Annotated in this window: 12 protein-coding genes; 7 read left to right on the top strand and 5 right to left on the bottom strand. The window is 61.5% G+C overall.

The genetic code is table 11. From position 1 onward, the window contains the following. Positions 1-75: 75 nt before the first annotated feature. From K7H22_RS10565 to K7H22_RS10540, 6 genes are all read left to right on the top strand, one after another. Positions 76-1,578, top strand: a complete 1,503-nt coding sequence (locus tag K7H22_RS10565) for an FAD-binding domain-containing protein (protein ID WP_230800779.1) — start codon at positions 76-78, stop codon at positions 1,576-1,578. Continuing rightward, the gene (locus K7H22_RS10560) at positions 1,578-1,757 is read left to right on the top strand and encodes a DUF2256 domain-containing protein (RefSeq protein ID WP_419248171.1); all 180 of its coding nucleotides are present in this window, start codon (positions 1,578-1,580) and stop codon (positions 1,755-1,757) included. Before K7H22_RS10565 ends, K7H22_RS10560 begins: the two co-directional genes overlap by 1 nt. Before the next feature lie 108 nt (positions 1,758-1,865). Continuing rightward, complete coding sequence (locus tag K7H22_RS10555; protein ID WP_230800778.1) at positions 1,866-4,001, top strand: malate synthase G; 2,136 nt, start codon at positions 1,866-1,868, stop codon at positions 3,999-4,001. Between the two features lie 21 nt (positions 4,002-4,022). Beyond that, entirely contained in the window at positions 4,023-4,445 is a 423-nt protein-coding gene (locus K7H22_RS10550) for a GlcG/HbpS family heme-binding protein (RefSeq protein WP_230800777.1), read from the top strand. Between the two features lie 162 nt (positions 4,446-4,607). Next, complete coding sequence (locus K7H22_RS10545; protein WP_230800776.1) at positions 4,608-5,381, top strand: gamma-glutamyl-gamma-aminobutyrate hydrolase family protein; 774 nt, start codon at positions 4,608-4,610, stop codon at positions 5,379-5,381. Positions 5,382-5,459: 78 nt separating this feature from the next. Beyond that, on the top strand, positions 5,460-5,999 hold the full coding sequence (locus K7H22_RS10540) for a flavodoxin domain-containing protein (protein WP_230800775.1): 540 nt from the start codon (positions 5,460-5,462) through the stop codon (positions 5,997-5,999). Positions 6,000-6,040: 41 nt separating this feature from the next. Here the strand turns inward: K7H22_RS10540 and K7H22_RS10535 are convergent, their stop codons facing one another. The 3 genes from K7H22_RS10535 to K7H22_RS10525 form a co-directional block, all read right to left on the bottom strand. Then, on the bottom strand, positions 6,041-8,149 hold the full coding sequence (locus K7H22_RS10535) for a Hint domain-containing protein (protein ID WP_230800774.1): 2,109 nt from the start codon (positions 8,147-8,149) through the stop codon (positions 6,041-6,043). A gap of 205 nt (positions 8,150-8,354) precedes the next feature. After that, the gene (locus K7H22_RS10530; protein ID WP_230800773.1) at positions 8,355-10,595 is read right to left on the bottom strand and encodes a xanthine dehydrogenase family protein molybdopterin-binding subunit; all 2,241 of its coding nucleotides are present in this window, start codon (positions 10,593-10,595) and stop codon (positions 8,355-8,357) included. 3 nt (positions 10,596-10,598) lie between these two features. Next, on the bottom strand, positions 10,599-11,063 hold the full coding sequence (locus K7H22_RS10525; RefSeq protein WP_230800772.1) for a (2Fe-2S)-binding protein: 465 nt from the start codon (positions 11,061-11,063) through the stop codon (positions 10,599-10,601). A 119-nt stretch (positions 11,064-11,182) separates the two neighbouring features. On the opposite strand from K7H22_RS10525, the gene K7H22_RS10520 reads away from it, so the two are divergent. Then, complete coding sequence (locus K7H22_RS10520; protein WP_230800771.1) at positions 11,183-11,788, top strand: TetR/AcrR family transcriptional regulator; 606 nt, start codon at positions 11,183-11,185, stop codon at positions 11,786-11,788. A gap of 63 nt (positions 11,789-11,851) precedes the next feature. Here the strand turns inward: K7H22_RS10520 and kynA are convergent, their stop codons facing one another. Both kynA and kynU read right to left on the bottom strand, forming a co-directional pair. Next, positions 11,852-12,688 carry a tryptophan 2,3-dioxygenase gene (gene kynA / locus K7H22_RS10515; RefSeq protein WP_230800770.1) on the bottom strand — a complete coding sequence of 279 codons (837 nt, stop codon included), beginning with the start codon at positions 12,686-12,688 and terminating at the stop codon, positions 11,852-11,854. A gap of 182 nt (positions 12,689-12,870) precedes the next feature. After that, positions 12,871-14,064 (bottom strand): kynureninase, encoded by a 1,194-nt coding sequence (gene kynU, locus K7H22_RS10510; RefSeq protein ID WP_230800769.1) that lies wholly within the window; start codon positions 14,062-14,064, stop codon positions 12,871-12,873. Positions 14,065-14,153 lie beyond the last annotated feature (89 nt).

The raw sequence follows: 14,153 nt of genomic DNA, 5'->3' as shown, positions 1-14,153 counted from the left end.
GCGAGATGAGTATTTTTGGCAAGATGAAGCCTGTTGCGGCGTTGCCTTTGGCGCGGGGCTGCTAGATCGCTTGGGATGGCGGGCGTGATACTCTGGTTCAAGCGGGATCTGCGGGTGGCGGATCATCCGGCGCTGGCACAGGCGGCGCGGACAGGCTTGCCTGTGCTGCCGCTCTACATTGTCGAGCCGGGGCTATGGGCGCAAAGCGATGCCGATGCGCGGCATTACGGCCTGCTGCGCGAGGCGTTGGTGGATTTGAAGGATCAGTTGGAGCGGATCAGTCTGCGGCTGGTTGTGCGTGTTGGCGCGGCTGTCGATGTGCTGGAAGATTTGCGGCAGGCGCTGGGGATTACGCAGGTGGTCAGCCATGCGGAAACCGGCAACCGCTGGACCTATGCGCGGGATCGCCATGTGGCGGCATGGGCGCGAGGCCAAGGTGTGGTCTGGACCGAACTGCCGCAATCGGGTGTCGTTCGCCGGATGCGCGGGCGCGACGGTTGGGCAGCGCAGCGCGATGCCTTCATGCGCGCGCCTCTGGTGGTGGCGGGGCCGGTCACACCGACAACCGGTGTCGCGTCACAGGCATTGCCGGGGGCTGCCACACTCAAGCTTGGTGCGGATGCACCGCTGCGGCAGACGGGCGGGCGCGCTGCCGGTCTGTCCTTGCTGGCGTCGTTTCTGGAGGACCGCGGGCAGGATTACCGGCGCGCCATGTCCTCGCCGCTAGAGGGGGCTACGGCCTGTTCGCGGCTGTCACCGCATCTGGCGCTGGGCGCGCTGTCGTTGCGCGAGGTGGACCAGAGCGCGGCGCGCGCGGCGGCTTTGGCACGCGGGGCGGCATGGGCGGGATCAGTGCGGTCGTTCCGGTCGCGTCTGGCTTGGCGGGACCATTTCATCCAGAAGCTGGAGGACGAGCCGGAGATCGAGCATCGCTGTCTGCATCCTGCCTATGAGGGCTTGCGCCCCGCGATACCTGATCACGAACGGCTGGAGGCATGGACGAAGGGCGAGACAGGCTTGCCTTTTGTCGATGCCTGCATGCGCTCGCTTGCGGCTACCGGTTGGCTGAATTTCCGGATGCGCAGCATGGTCACTTCGGTGGCCAGCTACCACCTGTGGCTGGACTGGCGGGCGACAGGCGCACATCTGGCGCGGATGTTCACCGATTACGAGCCGGGCATCCACTGGAGCCAAGCGCAAATGCAATCGGGCACGACGGGGATCAATACGATCAGGATGTATAATCCGGTCAAGCAGGGGCTGGATCAGGACCGGGTGGGGGCGTTTACGCGGGCTTGGGTGCCGGAACTGGCGGATGTGCCGGATGCATTCCTGCAAGAGCCGTGGCGCTGGGAAGGGGCCGCGCGCCTGCGCTATCCGGTTCCGGTCGTGGATGTGAAACAGGCCGCCGCCTCCGCGCGCGACCGGGTCTGGGCGGTGCGCAAGGGCGAGGGGTTTCGCGCGCAGGCGGCGCAAGTTGTGCAAAAACACGCCAGTCGCAAGGACGCCAAGGGGCGGTTCCGCCGCGATCCTGTGCGTCTGAAAAAGGATACGCGGCAGATGGGATTCAATTTCTGATGGCGATGCGACGCAAATCCGACCTGCCCGAAAAGACCTGCGCCACGTGCGGGCGGCCTTTCACGTGGCGCAAGAAATGGGAACGTGTCTGGGACGAGGTGCGCTATTGTTCCGACCGGTGCCGGACCATGCGCGGCAAGGCCAGGGGTGTGCCGGACAAGACGGGTGAGGGGCGCTGATTTTGGTTAGTTTTCCTGACCGCCCGTGTTGCCTATCGGAAACTTTGGTTCTAGAACGCGACACAACGGGGTTAGCGGCCGGATGCCGCCATCTGAGGGAGCCAGACCATGACAGAGCGCGTGACCACAAACGGATTGCAGGTTGACCGGAAGCTTTTCGATTTCGTCGAGACGCGCGCCCTGCCGGGAACCGGTGTTGCTCCCGATGCCTTCTGGTCGGGATTTGCCGCGCTGATCCGCGATCTGAGTTCGAAAAACCGCGCATTGCTGGACAAGCGCGCTGATCTGCAAAGCCAGATCGACGCCTGGCACATCGCGCGGCGCAACCAGTCGCATGATGCGGCGGCGTATAAGGCGTTTCTGGAACAGATCGGATATCTTCTGCCGGAAGGCGGTGATTTCAAGATCGAGACCAGCAATGTCGACCCCGAGATTTCCAGCATCCCCGGCCCGCAGCTTGTGGTGCCGATCACCAATGCACGTTTTGCGTTGAACGCCGCGAATGCCCGCTGGGGCAGCCTCTACGACGCGCTCTACGGCACCGATGCGATGGGGCGCCTCGCGCCCAAAGGCGGCTATGATCGCGGCCACGGTGCGCGCGTTGTGGCACGTGCCCGCGTGTTTCTGGACGAGGCATTCCCTGTGCAGGGCACCAGCCATGCAGATGCGCGGCGCTATCACGTGCAGGACGGGCAGCTTTTGATCGACGATCATCCGCTGATGGACCCCGCAAAATTTGCCGGCTTCCGTGGTCATCCCAAGGCGCCGGACGCGGTGCTTCTTGTCAATAACGGGTTGCATGTCGAACTGGTTTTCGACCGCACCCATCCGATCGGCAGCCGCGATCAGGCAGGGCTGGCAGATGTGGTGCTGGAATCCGCGATTTCTGCGATCATGGATTGCGAGGATTCGGTAGCCTGCGTCGATGCCGAGGACAAGGTGTTGGCCTATGGAAACTGGCTGGGTCTGATGCAGGGCGATCTGGAAGAGACATTCGAGAAGGGTGGCAAACCGCTGACGCGCCGCCTGTCGGCGGATCGGGTGTTCACAGCGCCTGATGGCAGTGTCCTGACCCTGAAGGGCCGCGCGCTGCTTTGGGTGCGTAATGTCGGTCATCTGATGACCAACCCCGCCATTCTGGATGCCGAGGGCAACGAGGTGTTCGAGGGTCTGATGGATGCGATGATGACTGTCATGATCGCCATGCACGACCTGCAAAAACGCGGCAATTCCACTTTAGGGTCGGTCTATGTCGTAAAACCCAAGATGCACGGCCCCGAGGAAGTGGCCTTTGCCGACGAGATTTTCGCACGGGTCGAGGATGTGTTGGGCCTGCCGCGCAGCACCGTCAAAATCGGTGTGATGGACGAGGAGCGGCGCACGAGCGTCAACCTCAAGGAATGTATCCGCGCCGCCAAAACCCGCGTGGCCTTCATCAACACCGGCTTTCTGGACCGCACGGGCGACGAGATCCACACCAGCATGGAAGCAGGTCCTTTCAGCCGCAAGGATTTCATCAAGCGCAAGGGCTGGATCACCGCCTATGAGGATCTGAATGTCGATATCGGGCTTGAATGTGGCTTGTCCGGCAAGGCGCAGATTGGCAAGGGCATGTGGGCCATGCCCGACATGATGGCCGCGATGCTGGAGCAGAAGATCGGCCACCCCAAGGCGGGCGCGAACTGCGCTTGGGTGCCCAGCCCCACGGCGGCCACGCTGCATGCGCTGCATTACCACAAGGTCGATGTCTTCGCCGTGCAGGGGCGTCTTGCAAAGGGCGGACGGCGCGGCCATGTCGAGGGCGTTCTGGATATCCCGCTGGCCACCTACCAGAAATGGACCGAGGCGCAGAAGATCGCCGAGGTCGAGAATAACGCCCAAGGCATTCTGGGCTATGTCGTGCGCTGGATTGATCAGGGTGTAGGCTGTTCCAAAGTGCCGGATATGAACGATGTCGGTCTCATGGAAGACCGCGCGACCTGCCGCATTTCGGCGCAGCATATCGCCAACTGGCTGCATCATGGCGTTGTCAGCCGCGATCAGGTGATGGAGGCGATGCGGAAAATGGCCGCTGTCGTGGACCGTCAGAATGCGTCCGATCCGCTTTATCGGCCGATGGCACCGGATTTCGACGGCATCGCCTTTCAGGCGGCTTGCGATCTGGTGTTCCAGGGGCGCGTGCAGCCCTCTGGTTATACCGAGCCGGTACTGCACCGGCGTCGTTTGGAATTCAAAGCGGCATAACTGGCCCATCAAAAGGATATCATGATGATTTCACTGGATCAGGCACGGCTGATGATCGACGTGGCCCGCAAGGCAGGCCACGAGATGGGGTTGAAGCCGCTTAGCGTTGCTGTGCTGGACGCGGGCGGGCATCTGCTGGCTTTCGAGCGCGAGGATGGCGCAAGCCCCGGGCGTTTCGAGATCGCACGTGGCAAGGCCTATGGCGCAGTCATGCTTGGCATGCCTGGATCGGCCCTGCAGGCGCGGGCGGAACAGCAGCCCTATTTTATTGCTGCTGTGAATGGTGCCTATGATGGCAAGCTGATCCCTGTACCGGGTGGCGTGCTGGTCATGCAGGGAGATAATGTCGTGGGCGCTGTCGGTGTGACGGGCGACACATCCGACAATGATGCTGCCGTGGCCGTGGCGGGGATCGAGGCCGCAGGCTTTGCCGCCAAGGCCTGATCCGGTCAAGGTGCAGACAGGCGGTGAGCGGCGCAAAAGCGCCGTAAATACGGGCAGATGCGGCAAAGCGGGGCAGAAATGCCCCGCTTTCGTGTTTCATTGCTGTGCGGAAACCTATATCTTGGGATTTAACAGGCGCGTAACACCATCAGGACAGCAGGCATGGCACGACCCGTCGTCGGCATTATCGGCAACCATCATCTGATCAATGACCAGTATCCCGCACATGCAGGCGGTGCGATGAACTCCGAGGCTGTGGCCTGTGTCGCGGGCTGTATGCCGCTGCTTATTCCGGCCGATCCGCGTTTCGTGTCGGTCGATGAACTGCTCGACAGTTGCGATGGTTTCCTGCTGACAGGCGGACGTCCGAATGTGCACCCCAACGAATATGGCGAGGACGAGACCGAGGCGCATGGCGCCTTCGACCGTGCCCGCGATGCGATTGCCCTGCCGCTGGTGCGGGCCTGTGTCGAGCGCGGCCAGCCGTTTCTGGGCATTTGCCGTGGTTTTCAGGAAGTGAATGTCGCGATGGGCGGCAGTCTTTACCCCGAAATCCGCGATCTGCCGGGGCGGATGAACCACCGCATGCCCCCCGATGGCACGCTTGAGGAAAAATTCGCCCTGCGGCACACCGTCAGCTTCAGCGAGGGAGGCGTTTTCCACCGTCTGATGGGCGCGCCGGAGGTGATGACGAATACCTTGCACGGGCAGGGCATCTGCCGTGCCGGTGCAAGGATCGTGATAGACGGATATGCCCCCGATGGCACGCCCGAGGCGATTTATGTCAAGGATGCGCCGGGATTTACTCTTTCGGTTCAATGGCATCCTGAATGGGACGCGGCAAATGATCCGGTCTCGCGGCCCTTGTTCACAGCTTTTGGTGATGCGGTGCGCGACTGGGCGGCGCGGGATCGCAAAGTCCTGAAATCGGCCTGATAGCTATACGATTTGCGCCAGCGCAAGGCGGGTAAACCTGTGCGGTGATATGCTGCGGCTTTCCCTCAAGCCGGAGATATGACCATGAAAATCCTGATCGCCTATGCCACGACCGAAGGTCAAACCCGCAAGATCGCGCGATTTTGCGCCGACCATCTGATCGCCAAGGGGGCAAGCGTCGAGCTTTTGCCGCTTGCCGATCTGGAAGACGATGACCCATTTGACATTTCCCGCTTTGACGCCGCCATTCTGGCGGGGTCACTGCATGGTGGGGTTTTGCAGTCTCACTTATCACGCTTTGCCGCGCATCACGCCGCGGACCTGTCCAAGCGGGCGGGGTTGTTCCTGATGGTTTCATTGGCCGCAGCAGGCAATGATCCTGAGGAACGCGCAGATATTGCGCGCATTGCCTCGGAATTCGCACAAAACACCGGCTGGACTCCATCTGAAGTGGTGCATGTTGCTGGCGCATTCCGTTTCACGCAATACGACTTTTTCAAAGGTCTGGCCATGCGCTGGATCGCCCATAGCAAGGGCGAGGTTGTCGATCCGCAACGCGACAAGGAATACACCGATTGGGATGCGCTGGCTGGCGTGCTGGACCGCTGGCACGGCTAAAGGCCGCGCGACTTCGTGCTTACGTTGACCCCGATTGGTTCCTAGAGGCAGGCCAGCAGGCGGCTTTCATGTTTGCGCAGACAAATGCGTGCGGTATTGCCATAACTGTTGGGGTCGCTTCGCAACGCCGGAAAGCAGCGGAACAGGTCTTCGCGGCTGTCCTCGGACAGGGCTTGCAGGCCAATCTCGCCGGGATGGAAGCTTTCGCTGGCAGTCCCTTCGGCAAAGATGATCTCGTGCTGGTCGAACAGCAGATGCACATAGGTGACACTGTCGCAGTCCGTTTGTGTCACGGTGCGTCCGTTCACCAGATGTTTTGCCGAAAGCAGTACTTCGGGTGATTCGAAATAGAGGGCAGCCATACTGGAACGGTGCAAGATCCGGTGCTGCGGCGATACAAGCAGAGGGCGGGTGTTGCCGAAAACGCCGGTCTCTATGCGGATAGGTGCGAAATTGCCCTGACCTTGCACCGAGCGATGCCCCACCCAGCGCAGGGGTTGCATACCGTTGTCGCGTGTCACCACCAGATCACCGGGGCGCAGATCCTCGACGCGGCGCAGTCCTTGCGCTGTCAGGATGTCCGTGCCCGCCGTAAAGCAGATGATCACGCTTTCCATATTGGAGAAGGTGACAACCGTGCCGTCGGCTAAAGTGGCATTGCCCGCCAGCGCATTGGGATCGGTATTGGTGTAGGTGACATCGTCCCAGTCGATCAGCCCTGCAAAATCAATCGTATCGCCGCCGGGTTCATCTGTCTCGCCACCGTCAATCGTGATGCCACCGCCACCAAGCGCGGTCTCGTCGAGCACAAATGAGTCGTTGCCCGCACCACCGAAGACGGTATCGCCCGATCCGACAGAGATCAGGTCGTTGCCCGCGTCTCCGTAGATCAGATCTGCACCCGCGCCGCCGATGATTGTATCATTGCCATTGCCGCCATAGAGGACATCATCACCGGTGCCGCCGAACAACTGGTCATCTCCGCTCTCGCCGTAGATGTCGTCATTGCCATCGCCACCGGCCAGAGTGTCATCACCCGCCACATGCGGGATGGTTGTAAAATGGATATCGGTAATCCAGATGCCCTGTGTGTCAGACAGACCGTTCCCATAGGCGATACTGATCTCGCTGACAGGTCCGGTGATCTCGATCAGGGCCGAACCGCCAAGATCGTCAGGATTGTCCGCGCTGTTATTGGCGGTGATGGTGTCGCCAGCCAGCGTGTCGCCACCGCCTAGCGTGATGGACACGGGAACAGAGTTGCCGTTCGCATCCAGCGCCGTGACGGTGATGATGTCACGGTGGTTGCCAATGCCCCAGTCAATGTCGTTGATGCGGAAGCGCACGTTCTGGACCTGATCCTGCATGCCGCTGTCAGGTTCAGCATCGAAACGGATCGTCGTGGTTGATGTTGCAGCGTCACCGTCGCCGAACAGGTAGAGGCTCGAACTGGGGTCGAACGGCTCGCCCGGGGCGACATACATTGTCTCGCCGGTTTCGACTTCATAGGTCGGATTGTTATTGCCGTTATTGGCAAAGCTGACCGAAACTTTCATTGCTCCGGTGTCTTGCGTAAAGCCTGCGGCAAGGTTGGTGGCATCGGGACCAACTGTTGTCCAGTCAAGCACCTCGTTGAGCGCAGCGGCAGGTTCGGCGCCCGTATCGCCGAAGATTACATCATTGCCACTGCCGCCATCTATGTTGTCATTGCCACTTTCGCCGTAAACCGTATCGTTTTCGGCACTGGACAGAACGGTATCGTTCCCGGCGCCTGCTCTGACGACATTGGCGTCGGTGCCTACGCCTTCGCCTTCGATATCGGTAAAGCTGTTGTCGATCAGCTCGCTTCTATCTGTCCCCTCGATTATCTGATCCGCAACGGAATGGCGCGGCGCAGTGCTGACGCTTCCGGATGACACCGAGGAGATCGAGGAACTGGGGACAAAATAGACGAATCCGTCCGTTGCCTGATAATAGACACCGGAGGTGGTGTTGGTGGATACCAGCGAATACCAGAACTGCCTGCCGGTCCATGTCCATGTCCCGTTGCCGATTACTGACGCGGTTGAGAATGTGATCAGCGAGGTGCCAATCGAATCTCCATTGTCCAGCGTTGAATCGACAAGATTGACCCTGTAACCAGTGGGCATTACTCGTACTCCGTCACACAAAAAAACTCTGCCGCAGGTTCGGTCAGTTTGTTTCATGCGGGAATACAATCGGGTCGCGGCGAATGTTTGTGCGATTTATGGCAAATTATCGACAAGCTGCATTTCAACGAAACCGCCCGCAACAAAGATTGCGGGTGGTGTTTTGTGTGCCTGTGGATTGGTGCCTGAGCTGGCCGCTAAATGGTCAAATCAGCAGGTCAAACTGGTCCAGCAAAGGCAGGCTGCGTGCGCGTTTGCCGGTCAGATCGAACAGGGCATTTGCCAACGCCGGCATCGCCGGAGGTGTGCCAGGTTCGCCCACGCCCGACATATGACGGTTCGTTTCCAGAACCCGCGTTTCGATCAACGGAGAGTTGTGTAGCCGCAGCCCGTCATAATCAGGGAAATTGCCCTGTTCGACAGCCCCATCCGCAAAGGTGATCCGGCCAAAAACCGCTGCTGACAGACCGAAGATCATGCCGCCTTCAAGCTGGGCGCGGATATTTCCCGGATCAAGCGCAACCCCCACATCCGCCGCGATCCAAGCACGGTTGATGCGGATCGTGCCGCCCTCGTCGATCACTTCGACCACCTGCGCGACGGGACAGCCGAAGCTATAGGTGAAGCCCACCCCGCGCCCGAACCCGTCGGGGGTCTGGCCGGTCCATCCGGACATCTCGCGCACAGCTTCGAGCGTTCCGGCCGAAGGCGCATGTTCATCGCGCATCATCGACAGACGGAATTCCAGTGGATCGGCTCCTGCGGCATGGGCCAGCTCGTCGATGAACGTGTCGTGGAAGAACCCGTTGAACGAGTTGCCCACTGCGCGCCAGAAGCCCACGGGAATGTCCATCTCGGCCAGATAGCCACGGATGCGGTAATTCGGAATCGCGTAGGGCTGGTCGAAAGCGCCCTCGACATGGCCCTTGTCCGGACCCGGAGGGGCCATGCCCGCCAGACGCTGCCCCGCCTGCCGCGTGGTCGATTGCGCCGCGATCTGCCCGTCCAGCAGCACGGCGCGCCCGTCCTGCACGGCACCGCGGAACCGCGCAATGGCACCGGGGCGGTAGAAATCATGACGCATGTCTTCCTCGCGCGACCATGTCAGTTGCACAGGCGTGCCGGGCATGGCGGCGGCAAGGCGCGCGGCATAGACCGCATAGTCGCTTTCACCGCGCCGCCCGAACCCGCCGCCCAGAAGCGTCGTGTGTACGGTCACCTGTTCCACTGCAAGGCCGGTCGCATCGGCGCATTTGCCCTGAATGATGACAGGGGCCTGATTGCCGCACCAGATGGTCAGACCCTCGGCTGTCATATGGGCGGTGGCGTTCATCGGTTCCATCGTGGCATGGGCCAGATAGGGCAGGCGGTATTCTGCGGTCACCTCGGTCGCGCCCTGCGGGACCTCCTCGGTGTTACCATCGTCGCGCATGGTGGAGTTTGCCTTGCCGTCGAATGCGGCCGCGATCACAGCAAAGGCGTCATCTGTTGTGGCGGGATTGATCGAGGTTTCCCAGTCGATTTCGACAGCCTCGGCGGCCTGCATTGCGATCCATGTATTGTTCGCCACTACAGCGATCCCGTCACCCAGATCCACCACGCGCTCTACCCCGGTCATGGCCAGCGCGGGGGCAGGGTCATAATCGCGCATGCTAGCGCCAAGGGCGGGGTTGCGGCGCAGGGCCGCAAATTTCATCCCTTCGACCCGCACGTCGATCCCGAAGGTTGCGGTGCCGGTCACCTTGGCGGGAATGTCGAGGCGCGGCATCGACTTGCCCAGATATTTCCATTGCGATGCGGGACGCAGCGCGATGTTCTGCAGCGGTTCGATCCGGGCGGCATCGGCGGCCAGTTCCACATAGGACAGCCGCGTACCATCCGGTGCGATCACATATCCGTCCCCGGTTGCCAGATCGCTGCGCGCCAGACCCAGACGCTGCGCTGCCGCCTCTTTCAGCGTTTCGCGGGCGGTCGCTCCGGCAAGGCGCATCTTGTCGAAGGCATCCACGGTTGAGGTCGATCCGCCCGTGACCTGTAGCGACATCATCTTGGGCAGGACGGCCAGCGCCTCTTTGAGGCTGTGCTGCATATCGGTCAGGGCATAATCCTTGAAGGGCATACCCGCCCCCATTAGTGCCCCATTGTAATAAGCTTGCGCGGGCGGGCCGTGCAGCGCGGTGACATCCTGCCACGCGACATCCAGTTCCTCGGCCACCAAGGCGGCGAGGGTGGAATGGATGCCTTGGCCCATTTCGGCGCGGGGGGTGATGATCGTGACCCCATCTGCGTTGATCAGCACATAGGGGTTGAGCGCCGCGCCATCCTCGGACGACAGCGGATTAGGCGGGGTCTGACGTGCCTTGTAGACACCAAAGGCGACACCGCCCAGAATGGCGACCGAGCCGATCAAGAACGAGCGGCGGGCGATTTTACCGATGCTGGCCATGGATCACGCCTCCTTCAGGCTGCGGGCCGCGTCATGGATCGCGGCACGGATGCGGGGATAAGTGCCGCAGCGGCACAGATTGCCCTGCATCGCATTGTCGATATCGGCATCTGTCGGCTCGGGTGTCTCGGCCAGCAGGCTGGCGGCTTGCATGATCTGACCTGACTGGCAATAACCGCATTGCGCCACCTGATGCGTGACCCATGCCTGTTGCAGCGCATGCATCGCATCGGGCGTGCCCAGCCCCTCGATCGTGGTCACCTCGCCCCAGACATCGCCAAGCGCCACCTGACAGGACCGCACGGCCTGTCCGTCTATCTGCACGGTGCAGGCACCGCAGGCGGCGACACCGCAGCCGAATTTCGTGCCCGTCAGGCCGACTGCGTCACGCAGCACCCACAGCAACGGCACCTCGGGGGGCAGATCGACACTATGGTCGGTTCCGTTGATGGTCAGGCTGGTGGACATGGCGCAAACTCCGGTTGGTTTCAGGATGCTCTTGGGCTGCTCTGACAAAATGATCGTAAAATGTCATTTTGTCAATCTGGTAAATTGACGAAATGGACTGTGTCTGTCACATAGTCAGCATGCATGACCAAACCAAACCAGATTTGGCGCAAGATCCCCGCCGCAAGGCCATTCTGAAGGCTGCATTCGAGGCCTTTTGCAGCTATGGTTTCCGCCGCACCTCGATGGAAGACATAGCGCGGGGTGCTGGCATGTCACGCGCCGCGCTCTATCTGCATTACCGTAACAAGGAAGATATTTTCCGCTCTCTGGCGCAGTTCTACTATGATGACGCGGCCGCCCAGATCGAAAGCGTCCTGTCACGTGATCTGCCCTTGCAAGAGACACTGGCGCAGGCTTTTGCTGCGCAAAGCGGCCAGATATTCGAGGCGCTTCTCTCCTCGCCGCATGGGAACGAGTTGCTGGACACCAAATACGCCTCCAGCGCCGATATCGCCCAGGCGGGCGAGGCGCGTCTGGTGGGGATCTATGCCGGATGGTTGCAGCAGGCGGCGGCAACGGGCCGGATTACCCTTGCGGTCAGCGGCGGGGATGCCACTGCACTGGCCAACACCATGATGGCCGCGCTGCACGGGCTGAAAGCGCCGCGCCCCAGCCCCGACAGCTATAGCGCCGCCATGCGCCTGTTGGCGCATGTTTTTGCCCGTGCGATCACAACGGGCTGATGGTCCGTTCCGGTTTCATCTTGCTCCAAGCACTCAAATCCGGTCGCGCCACCTACACCGTGCTCACAGATCGGTCCGCAGGTGCCAAAGCTCTGGGAAAAGCTCTACGTCCAGCATCCGCCGGAGATAGCTGACCCCGCCGGTCCCGCCGGTGCCGCGTTTGAAGCCGATCACGCGCTCGACCGTCGTGACATGGTTGAAGCGCCAGCGACGGAAGTAATCCTCGAAGTCCATCAGTTTCTCAGCCAGTTCATAAAGTTCCCAATGGGTTTGCGGCGCGCGGTAGACGGTGATCCATGCCTCTTTCACCGCCTCCGACGGCGTATAGCTTTGCCCGACATCGCGCGACAGCACCGTATCGGGCAGCGGTACGGTTTGCGCCAACAGGCGCAGCGCCGCGTCGTAAAGCGAGGGTTGCGCCAGTTCATCTTCCAGCAGGGCCAAAACCTCGGGGCGGTGGGCATGGGGGCGCAGCATGGCGTGGTTGCGGTTGCCCAGCATGAATTCGATCTGGCGGTATTGATGCGACTGGAAGCCCGAGGATTGCCCCAGAGCATCGCGGAAGGCCGTGTAGTCGCTGGGGGTCATCGTCCGTAGCACGTCCCATGCGTTGTTGAGCTGCTCGAAGATACGCGCCACGCGGGCCAGCATCTTGAAGGCAGGCCGCACAGCACCCGTGCCCAGCGCGGCGCGGGCAGCTGAAATCTCGTGGATGGCCAGACGCATCCACAGTTCCGAGGTCTGGTGCTGGATGATGAACAGCATCTCGTCATGGGTGTCGGTGCAGGTTTTCTGCGCGTTCAGGATCATGTCAAGCGACAGGTAATCGCCATAGGACATGCGCCCGTCAAAGGACATCTGCGCCCCTTCGGCGGCGGGATCGTAGGGTGTTGTGGTCATGGTGGCCTCATGTTCTGCTTTGCTGGGCTGCAAGTGGCGTCATGGATATTTGACGCAAGTAGAAACAGAAGCTCGGTGTCAGCCGTTCAGCGCCGCGCCACAGGCCAGCCGCCGCCAGAAAGCTACCCAACCTGAAGGGCGGCAGAGCGGCAGGCTTTCGGTGGCGGCAGGTTGCATCGGCATCAGGTCACACGGGCGCGGGTTTTGAACTCTGGCTTGTCCCAGAGCCGGTTGTTCATGACATCGGCGATGATGGCGGCCGCCTTGTCCACATCGCCTGCGTCGATGAACAGCGGCGTGAAGCCGAAGCGCATGATATCAGGCGCGCGGAAATCGCCTACGACGCCGCGCGCGATCAGGGCCTGTATTGCGGCATAGCCGTTCTTGAAGCGGAACGAGACCTGACTGCCGCGCTGGTCTGCATCGCGCGGGCTGGCAAGGGTCAGCATGGGGCAGGCGGCCTCGACCCCGTTCATAAACTGCTCGGACAGCGCGATAGAGGCGCTGCGGATCTCCTGCATCGTTGTCATTTCCCAGATATCAAGGGCCGCTTCCAGTGCGGCCAGTGCCAGAACAGGCGGTGTGCCGACACGCATGCGTTCGATCCCTGCGCCGGGGCGGTAGGAGGTATCAAAGGCAAAGGGCGCTTCGTGACCCAGCCAGCCGGACAGGGCAGGGCGGGCTGTATCGGCATGGCGGGGGGCGACATAGATAAAGGCTGGCGCGCCTGGTCCGCCATTGATGTATTTATAGGTGCAGCCTACCGCGAAATCGGCTTTGCAGCCTACCAGATCGACGGGCAAAGCGCCCGCGCTATGAGCCAGATCCCAGATCGTCAGCGCACCCGCTGCATGGGCGCGCGCGGTCAGGTCGGCCATGTCGTGCTTGCGGCCCGTGCGGTAATCCACCTCGGTGATCAGGGTGACGGCGACTTCTTCTGTGATATTGGCGGCCACATCCTCGGGGGCGACGACGCGCAACTCGTGCCCGCGCGCGAGCGAGGCGATCAGCCCCTCGGCCATATAGAGATCGGAGGGAAAGTTGCCGCTGTCGGACAGGATCACGCGGCGGCCGGGCCGCATCTCCAGTGCCGAGGCCAGCGCCTGATAGACCTTGACGGACAAGGTGTCGCCCATCACGACATGGCCTGCCTCGGCCCCGATCAGACGCGCGATCCGGTCGCCGACACGGGTGGGCTGCTCCATCCAGCCGGCCTTGTTCCAGCCGGTGATCAGCATTTGCCCCCATTCATCCGCGATCATACGCGCGACCCGCGCGGCGGCAGCGCGTGGCAGTGGCCCCAGCGAATTGCCATCCAGATAGACCATGCCTGCGGGCAGGTCGAACATGGCTTTGGTTGCGGCAAAGTCGGTCATCATGGGCTCCGGTAGATATTTTAGGCTTAAACTACCTTGACCGGATAGGGATCTCGCACCGGTTTGTCCATGAAAAACCCCGATGCGAG

It is taken from the genome of Seohaeicola saemankumensis, assembly GCF_021021435.1.
Lineage (GTDB): Bacteria > Pseudomonadota > Alphaproteobacteria > Rhodobacterales > Rhodobacteraceae > Seohaeicola.
Note: the sequence above shows the minus strand (reverse complement) of the source record. Positions and strands in the feature narration are given on the sequence as shown.